Raw genomic sequence first — 8,002 nt, 5'->3', positions numbered from 1 at the left:
CGATGGTCTACGACCCGGCCACCGACCACTACGTCCCGATCAGCTGGAAGGACGCCTTCGAGCTGGTCGGCCACACCCTGCGCGGGCGGCGGGCCTTCTCGGGCCGCTCCGGGCGACGAAGAGCCCTGACACACGGGGGGATGCCAGGGCCTGGGTTTCGCACGGCCCCCACAGGGCCGCTGGTGCCGGAGAGCCGGCGACGGGTCGGGCTCGGATCAGGCGGCGCTGCGGTGGCGCTCCAGCACCGTGTCCACGCCGTGCTCGGCGGCGAGACGGCGCAGATCGTCCAGCTCGGACTGTTCCACCTCGGCGAGGAACTCGTCCCCGGCCTCGATCGCGCGGTGCAGGTCCTGCTCGGCGTTGGCGATGCGCTGCAGGATTCCGGCGGTGAAGGCGTCCATACGGGCCCCCTTACTGTGTCGGACGTGCACGGTCGTGCGCTCCCCGCCCAGGGGTGACGGTTGCCAGCGGAAGCGTCCGATCCGGGCGGTGAAGATCTCCGGTCGGGCGCGGAGACGGCCCTCGGCCGCTCCCGGTGACGCCCCAGCCCCAGGGCCGGCGCGGATGAACGCACGGCGGGTGGGTGCGATCGGCTCAGAAACCGGATCGCGGGTGTGCGGATGTCCTCCCCGCCCCGGGGGCCGGGAAACCTCCCGGCGGAAGAAAGTTGCCCGCGTCACAGTCCAAGCGGACTGCTTGCGCCACGAACCGCGGATGCCCGCGCCCGGCGCCGACCGCGGGCGGCCGTGCCCGGGGGGCAGCTTATCGCTGCTTTACCGCAGGACCAGGCAGGATGGAGGCACCGTCGGAGCCGTGCGTCCGCTTCCGGGGCCGGCCTGGAGAAGGGACAACCACCGTGCGGGTTCTCGTCGTCGAGGACGAGCAGTTGCTCGCCGAGGCAGTGGCCACCGGTCTGCGCCGCGAGGCGATGGCCGTCGACGTGGTCTACGACGGGGAGGCCGCGCTCCAGCGCATCGCGGTCAACGACTACGACGTGGTCGTGCTCGACCGCGACCTGCCGCTGGTCCACGGTGACGACGTCTGCCGCAGCGTGGTCGACCAGGGGCTGGCCACCCGGGTCATCATGCTGACCGCCTCCGGCGACATCAGCGACCGGGTCGAGGGCCTGGAGATCGGAGCGGACGACTACCTTCCGAAGCCGTTCGCCTTCAGCGAACTCGTCGCCCGGGTCCGCGCCCTGGGCCGCCGCGCCACCGTCCCGCTGCCGCCCGTCCTGGAGCGGGCCGGCATCTCGCTCGACCCGGGCCGCCGCGAGGTGATCCGCGACGGCCGCCCCGTCCAGCTCGCCCCCAAGGAGTTCGCCGTCCTGGAGGTGCTGATGCGGGCCGGCGGTGCCGTCGTCTCCGCCGAGCAACTGCTGGAGAAGGCCTGGGACGAGCACACCGACCCGTTCACCAACGTCGTGCGCGTCACCGTGATGACGCTGCGCCGCAAGCTCGGCGACCCGCCGGTGATCGTCACCGTCCCGGGTTCCGGCTACCGGATCTGACCGGACGCCGCGGCTCCGACCGGAATCCGCGGTCCCGCCCGGATCCCGGCCCCCACCACGCGCCCGCCCCGGCGGACGCCCCGAGAGGACCATCATGACCACCCCGCCCCCGGCCGGCGGGCCCTCCGGCGCGCCCTCCGGCGGGCGCGCCGTGCCCGACCGGCCCGTACCGCCGAAGCCGGCCCACCCGCCGCGCGCCCCCCGGCTGCACTCCTCGCACGACACCTACGTGCCCGGTGACGGCATGCTCGCCTGGCTGCCGTTCCGACCCACCATCCGGATCCGGCTCACCCTGCTCTACGGCGGGATGTTCCTGATGGCCGGCGTGGTGCTGCTGCTGCTGATGTACGTCTTCGTCAAGCAGGCCCTGCGGGACGTCCAGCCGCCGCCCTTCGACTTCGGGCCCTCGGGCGCCCGGGTGAACGGCGTCTGGATGAGCACCGACCAGTTCAACCAGTTCCTGGCCGACAGCCACACCAGGAAGTCGGACACCGCGCTCAACACGCTGCTGCGCAAGTCGCTCACCATGCTGGTCTGCCTCGCCGTGATCGCCTTCGCGGCCGGCTACGCGATGGCCGGCCGGGTGCTGCGCCCGCTCGGCCGGATCACCCGCACCGCCCGCGAGGTGGCCTCCTCCGACCTGCACCGGCGGATCGAGCTGGACGGCCCGGACGACGAGCTCAAGGAGCTGGCCGACACCTTCGACGACATGCTGGAGCGCCTCGACCGCTCCTTCGACTCCCAGCGCCGCTTCGTCGCCAACGCCTCGCACGAGCTGCGCACCCCGCTGGCGATCAACCGCACCCTGCTGGAGGTCCAGCTCTCCGATCCGCAGGCCTCGCCCGACCTCCAGCAGCTCGGCAAGACCCTGCTGGCCACCAACGAGCGCAGCGAGCAGCTGGTCGAGGGCCTGCTGCTGCTGGCCCGCAGCGACAACGCGCTGACCGACCGCCGCCCGCTGGAGCTCTCCGAGGTCGCCACCCGGGCCCTGGAGCAGACCCGCGCCGAGGCGGCCAAGCGCGAGGTCGACCTGCGCGCCTCGCTGCACCCGGCGACCGTCTCGGGCAACGGCGTCCTGCTGGAGCGGATCGCGCTCAACCTGCTGCAGAACGCCGTCCGGTACAACGCCCCGGACGGCTGGGTGGAGATCACCACCGCCCCGGTGCCCGGCGGCGGCGAGCTGGTGGTCTCCAACACCGGCCCGGTGGTGCCCGGCTACGAGCTGGAGCACATCTTCGAGCCGTTCCGCCGCGTCAAGGGCGCCGACCGGACCCGCAGCGACAAGGGCGTCGGCCTCGGCCTGTCGATCGTCCGCTCGGTGGTCCGGGCGCACAACGGCACCATCGAGGCCACCCCGCGCGCCGGCGGCGGCCTCACCATGCGGGTGCGCATCCCGGGCGGGTGAGCGCCCCCGGACACGCCGGAAGCCCCTGCCCCTCCGGGCAGGCCTCCCAGGGCCTCAGCGGCCCCGTCACGGCCCTTCTCGGGGCCGGGGCGGGGCCGCTGCGCTGTCCGGCTCCGCGAAGTCCGTGCGCCGACCGTTCCCGGCCGCCCCCGCCGGGCCTGTCAAGACGACATAAGGCCTGGCGGGGGCGGCTTGTCATTTCCGGCCCGATCAACTTACGGTGTCGTAACCTACGCGACCGTAAGTGCCGTCCGAACGGACTTTGGCGTACCCGTCCAGCGCGCCCGTCCCGCGCGTGCCGTCCCCCAGGAGCCAGCCCCGTGACCATCGCCCCCGTGCAGCACAGCACCTCGCTCGGTTCGAGTGCCTGGACCGACACGCGGCTGATCCTGGCCCTGGAGGAGGTCGTCGAGAAGGAGCTCGACCGGCACCTCAGGGTCGCCAAGGAGTGGATGCCGCACGAGTACGTCCCGTGGAGCCAGGGCCGCGACTTCGACGGCGTGCTGGGCGGCGAGGCCTGGGAGTCCGGGCACTCCAAGGTGACCCCGCTCGGCCGGGTCTCGCTCGTGGTCAACCTGCTCACCGAGGACAACCTCCCCAGCTACCACCACGAGATCGCGACCATGTTCGGCCGCGAGGGCGCCTGGGGGGAGTGGGTCCACCGCTGGACCGCCGAGGAGGGGCGGCACGGCATAGCCATCCGCGACTACCTGCTCACCACCCGGGCCGTCGACCCGAACGAGCTGGAGCGGGCCCGGATGGCCCACATGTCGGACGGCTTCGAGTCCGACAACGCGCACAGCATGCTGCACTCGGTCGCCTACGTGGCCTTCCAGGAGCTCGCCACCCGCATCGCGCACCGCAACACCGGCCACTTCGCCGGCTGCCCGCTGGCGGACCAGCTCCTCGCGAAGATCGCCAACGACGAGAACCTGCACATGGTCTTCTACCGGAACCTGCTGAAGGCCGCCCTGGAGATCGCCCCGGACCAGGCCATGCGCGCGGTCGCCGAGGTGGTGACCAACTTCCGGATGCCCGGCCACGGCATCCCCGGCTTCGAGCGGGCCGCCGCCCAGATCGCCATCGGCGGCGTCTACAACCTGCGCATTCACCACGACGACGTGCTCCAGCCGGTGCTGCGCCACCTCAGGATCATGGACCTGGCCGGCCTCGGCCCCGAGGGCGCGCAGGCCCAGCAGGAGCTCGGTGCCTTCCTCGACGGGCTGGACGCCCAGGCGACCAAGTTCGAGGAGCGCCAGGCGGCGCTGCTGGCCCGCCGCGCGGCCCGCAAGCAGGCGTAGGGCTTGGGCGGATTTTCCACGGTTTGCCCGGGGCGTCGGCGAACGTGACCAAGGTCACACCGTGTCGCTCCACGAGTCCGGATGGCGCCGGAGAGTGATCATGCGGTCGAGCCCTCCGATCGCCGTCCGTGAGTGGGACGGCGATCGGAGGCGGATCGGAGGATTGGCTCCCCGCCCTGGTGGGCAAGGGAATTGGCGGGTGCAGCGAGGAGCTTCGCTTACGGAGCGTGTCCACTATTCGGGCGCTCGCGCGCCGTCGAGATGGCCCAGCGTGAGGCCCCGAACGCCCGAGTGGATCACCCCAACGGACCTCTGGCTGAGTGTCGATTGAGTAACGGGGCTTGAAGTAAGGCAAAATCTCCGCCTCGGGTCGGGCACAAGACCGACCCCCCATGCGTTACGTGCGCTGGAGATACCGCACACACCGCACAACCCGGAGGGGGAGAGCGAAAAATGGCTACCGACTACGACACCCCACGCAAGACCGATGACGAGCTCAACGAGGACAGCATCGAGGAGCTCAAGGCCCGCAGGAACGACAAGGGCGGCAGCTCGGTCGACGTCGACGAGTTCGAGGCCGCCGAGGGCATGGAGCTTCCCGGCGCGGACCTCTCGAACGAGGAGCTCTCCGTCCGGGTGCTGCCGCGGCAGGCCGACGAGTTCACCTGCATGAGCTGCTTCCTGGTCCACCACCGCAGCCAGCTGTACAGCGAGAAGAACGGCAACCCGATCTGCCGGGACTGCGGCGCCTGAGGACCAGGGCGGTCATGACTCGGACCTCGCGATGTCCGCGAGACCGGTGCGACGCCCCTTCCGGCCCCGGGCAGCGGGGCCGGACGGCAGCTCCGGCGTCCGTCACGACGGACGCACCAGTCATACGGTCGGATGGAACGCGTTTCCCAGAGACGCGAAGGGACGGTACCGCCCAGGCGGTACCGTCCCTCTCCTTGTGGTCTCGTGTCCTGCTCCGCCCGGGGCCGCCCGGCCGGGTCCCTCAGGTGCGGGCGGTGCGCCGGGCCTCGTCCAGGGCCTCCGCCAGCTTCATCGGCGAGCGGGTCGAGAGATAGAGGTACGGCGTCGGGTCCGTCGGATCGCTCACCTCGACCCGCAGCGCGGTCGGCACGTAGCTGCGCAGCAGCATGAAGGCCCGCGGGTCGGCCTTGGGCCCGCGCCAGGCGGCGGCCTCCGCCGGGGCGAGCGCCTGGGCGGCGCCGAGGGCGTCCACCGGGATCCGGGCCGGGCCGGCCACCAGCGAGCCCTGGACCACCCGGATCCGGGCCGAGCCGTAACTGCTGATCGCGGCGGTGCCGGCGGCGATGCCGACCACCAGCCCGACCAGCGCGCCCACCGCGCTGAAGCGCAGCAGGATCAGCGCGAGGGTGAGGCCGATCAGGACCGGGAACAGCCACCAGGAGCGCGGCACGGTGAGGCGTTCGTCGTACATGCCCCCCATTGTGGGCGCCGTGACGGCGGCGGCGGGACGCAACCCCCGTCCCGGGCGTGGCTACCGGTCGGTAGGGTGGGGCGGCGTGACCGGTTCGACTGCCCCCACCGCGCCCACCGCCCCCACGACCCCCACCGCGCCCACCGCCCCCACGACCCCCACCGCGCCCACCGCCCCCACGACCCCCACCACGCCGCCGCCGGAGGCCGTCCTCCCGCCGCGCGCCCCCGGGGCCCCCGCCCCCGGCACCCGGCTCGGCTCCCACTACGAGCAGTGCTTCGGCTGCGGCCCGCAGCACCCCGGCGGCCTGCGGATCGACGCGGTGGCCGGCGAGGGCCTCGACGTCACCGCCGAGTTCACCGTCCGCCCGGAGCACCAGGGCGGCCCCGGCCTGGCCCACGGCGGCCTGCTGACCACCGCCATGGACGAGACCCTGGGCGCGCTGAGCTGGCTGCTGCACGCCCCCGCCGTCACCGGCCGGCTGGAGACCGACTTCCTCTCCCCGGTGCCGGTCGGTTCCACCCTGCACCTGCGCGCCTGGATCACCGGCGTGCACGGCCGGAAGATCTACAGCGCCGCCGAGGCACGGATCGGCGGGCCGGACGGGCCGGTCGCGGTGCGTGCGCAGGCACTCTTCATCCAGGTGAAGCTGGAACACTTCACCAAGCACGGTCGTCCCGAGGACATCGAGAAGGTCCTCGACGACCCCGACCTGATGAAGCGCGCCCGAGCCTTTGAGGTGAACCCTTGAGCACGACCCCCCGTGAGCCCCTCGACGTCCTGATCCGGCGGATCGACCCCGAGCTGCCGCTGCCCGCGTACGCGCAGCCCGGCGACGCCGGCGCCGACCTGCGGACCACCGTCGACGCCGAACTGGCCCCCGGGGAGCGGGCCGTGCTGCCCACCGGCATCGCCATCGCGTTGCCCGACGGCTACGCCGCGTTCGTCCACCCCCGCTCGGGACTGGCAGCTCGTTGCGGTGTTGCTCTGGTGAACGCCCCAGGGACGGTCGATGCCGGGTACCGTGGAGAGATCAAGGTGATCGTCGTCAATCTGGACCCGCGCGAGGGCGTCAGCTTCCGCCGAGGGGACCGGATCGCCCAGCTGGTGATCCAGCAGGTCGAGAAGGCCCGTTTCCACGAGGTGGCAGAGCTGCCGGGGTCAGCGCGTGCCGAGGGCGGGTTCGGGTCGACCGGCGGCCACGCCGCGGTCTAGGCTGCCCGCGGCCTCGCAGGAAGCCGAGCAGGTATTCGCATCGGTCTTGGACCGGGAAGGACAGTGACCGTGTTCCGTCGTCGCCAGAAGAGCGAGGACGCTGTCGAGCAGCTCGCCGACGACGCCATCAGCGCCGACGAGACGGCCGATGACGTCGAAGGTTCCGCCGAGAGCGAGAACGTGACCGATCTGGACCCGGCGGACCGGGTCGGCCTGCCGCCGGCCCCGCGTCCGGACGGACCGTGGGACCACTCCGAGCTGGAGAACCCGGAGGAGGGCCGCGTGGACCTCGGGGGTCTGCTGGTCCCCGGCGTCGAGGGCATGGAGCTCCGGGTGGAGGTGGCCGGCGACGCGATCGTGGCCGCCACCCTGGTCCTCGGGAACAGCGCCGTCCAGCTGCAGGCCTTCGCGGCCCCCAAGTCGGAGGGCATCTGGGGCGAGGTCCGCGAGGAGATCGCCACCGGCATCACCTCGCAGGGTGGCCTCGTCGAGGAGGAGGAGGGCCCGCTGGGCTGGCACCTCCGCGCCCAGGTCCCGGTCCAGCTGCCGGACGGCACCCAGGGTGTGCAGCTGGTGCGCTTCGTCGGCTGCGACGGCCCGCGCTGGTTCCTCCGCGGTGTGATCTCCGGCCAGGCCGCCGTCCAGCCCGAGATGGGCGGGGTCCTGGAGCAGGTCTTCCGGCAGACGGTCGTCGTCCGCGGTGAGAGCCCGATGGCGCCCCGCGACCCGATCGTGCTGAAGCTCCCCGAGGACGCCCAGATGGTCGCCGACGGCGGTGGCGCCGTCGCGGCCGCCGGCGAGGGCGACAACCGCTTCGGCGGTGCCGCGCTCGACCCGTTCGCCCGCGGCCCGGAGATCACCGAGGTCCGCTGAGCGCGTCCCCGAGCTCGCCGATCGCCCCCGCCCGGACCGCCGGGCGGGGGCGATTTGCATGTGGCGGCCCCGTCCCCGTACAGTTCCGGAGTCGCCGCGAGAGAGCGGGGACAAGCGGAAAGCGAAGTCCGATGAATGAAACTCCGGAAAACGGAGCGGAAAACGTCTGATAAGCTGGAAACACGAAAGAACGAAGCGCCCGGAGGGCCGGTGTGAAAGCCGCCTGATGGAAGCGTCCGTTCCTTGAGAACTCA

Annotated in this window: 9 protein-coding genes; 7 read left to right on the top strand and 2 right to left on the bottom strand. The window is 72.4% G+C overall.

The annotated features are described in order from the left end of the window. Window positions 1-215: 215 nt before the first annotated feature. Entirely contained in the window at window positions 216-401 is a 186-nt protein-coding gene (locus ABT093_RS39895) for a hypothetical protein (protein WP_329489896.1), read from the bottom strand. 455 nt (window positions 402-856) lie between these two features. Here ABT093_RS39895 and ABT093_RS39890 point away from each other — a divergent pair, with 455 nt between their 5' ends. From ABT093_RS39890 to ABT093_RS39875, 4 genes are all read left to right on the top strand, one after another. Next, complete coding sequence (locus tag ABT093_RS39890; RefSeq protein ID WP_148642660.1) at window positions 857-1,510, top strand: response regulator transcription factor; 654 nt, start codon at window positions 857-859, stop codon at window positions 1,508-1,510. A gap of 94 nt (window positions 1,511-1,604) precedes the next feature. Next, the gene (locus ABT093_RS39885) at window positions 1,605-2,915 is read left to right on the top strand and encodes a sensor histidine kinase (RefSeq protein ID WP_350572410.1); all 1,311 of its coding nucleotides are present in this window, start codon (window positions 1,605-1,607) and stop codon (window positions 2,913-2,915) included. A gap of 320 nt (window positions 2,916-3,235) precedes the next feature. Next, on the top strand, window positions 3,236-4,216 hold the full coding sequence (locus ABT093_RS39880) for an acyl-ACP desaturase (protein ID WP_350572409.1): 981 nt from the start codon (window positions 3,236-3,238) through the stop codon (window positions 4,214-4,216). Window positions 4,217-4,669: 453 nt separating this feature from the next. Further along, window positions 4,670-4,969, top strand: a complete 300-nt coding sequence (locus tag ABT093_RS39875) for a DUF4193 domain-containing protein (RefSeq protein WP_327681335.1) — start codon at window positions 4,670-4,672, stop codon at window positions 4,967-4,969. A 241-nt stretch (window positions 4,970-5,210) separates the two neighbouring features. Here the strand turns inward: ABT093_RS39875 and ABT093_RS39870 are convergent, their stop codons facing one another. After that, window positions 5,211-5,660 (bottom strand): DUF3093 domain-containing protein, encoded by a 450-nt coding sequence (locus ABT093_RS39870; protein WP_502884426.1) that lies wholly within the window; start codon window positions 5,658-5,660, stop codon window positions 5,211-5,213. A gap of 85 nt (window positions 5,661-5,745) precedes the next feature. Here ABT093_RS39870 and ABT093_RS39865 point away from each other — a divergent pair, with 85 nt between their 5' ends. The 3 genes from ABT093_RS39865 (at window position 5,746) to ABT093_RS39855 (ending at window position 7,748) form a co-directional block, all read left to right on the top strand. Then, on the top strand, window positions 5,746-6,411 hold the full coding sequence (locus ABT093_RS39865) for a PaaI family thioesterase (protein WP_350572407.1): 666 nt from the start codon (window positions 5,746-5,748) through the stop codon (window positions 6,409-6,411). Next, on the top strand, window positions 6,408-6,875 hold the full coding sequence (dut, locus tag ABT093_RS39860) for a dUTP diphosphatase (protein WP_350572406.1): 468 nt from the start codon (window positions 6,408-6,410) through the stop codon (window positions 6,873-6,875). Before ABT093_RS39865 ends, dut begins: the two co-directional genes overlap by 4 nt. A gap of 69 nt (window positions 6,876-6,944) precedes the next feature. Beyond that, complete coding sequence (locus ABT093_RS39855; RefSeq protein ID WP_350572405.1) at window positions 6,945-7,748, top strand: DUF3710 domain-containing protein; 804 nt, start codon at window positions 6,945-6,947, stop codon at window positions 7,746-7,748. Window positions 7,749-8,002: the final 254 nt, after the last annotated feature.

Source organism: Kitasatospora sp. NPDC002551 (assembly GCF_040296005.1).
Classification (GTDB): domain Bacteria; phylum Actinomycetota; class Actinomycetes; order Streptomycetales; family Streptomycetaceae; genus Kitasatospora.
Note: the sequence above shows the minus strand (reverse complement) of the source record. Positions and strands in the feature narration are given on the sequence as shown.

Bases quoted from the DNA above. Each gene is read 5' to 3' on its own strand.
- ABT093_RS39875 (WP_327681335.1), top strand. From the start codon at position 4,670: ATGGCTACCGACTACGACACCCCACGCAAGACCGATGACGAGCTCAAC.
- ABT093_RS39895 (WP_329489896.1), bottom strand. From the start codon at position 401: ATGGACGCCTTCACCGCCGGAATCCTGCAGCGCATCGCCAACGCCGAG.
- ABT093_RS39870 (WP_502884426.1), bottom strand. From the start codon at position 5,660: ATGTACGACGAACGCCTCACCGTGCCGCGCTCCTGGTGGCTGTTCCCG.
- ABT093_RS39885 (WP_350572410.1), top strand. From the start codon at position 1,605: ATGACCACCCCGCCCCCGGCCGGCGGGCCCTCCGGCGCGCCCTCCGGC.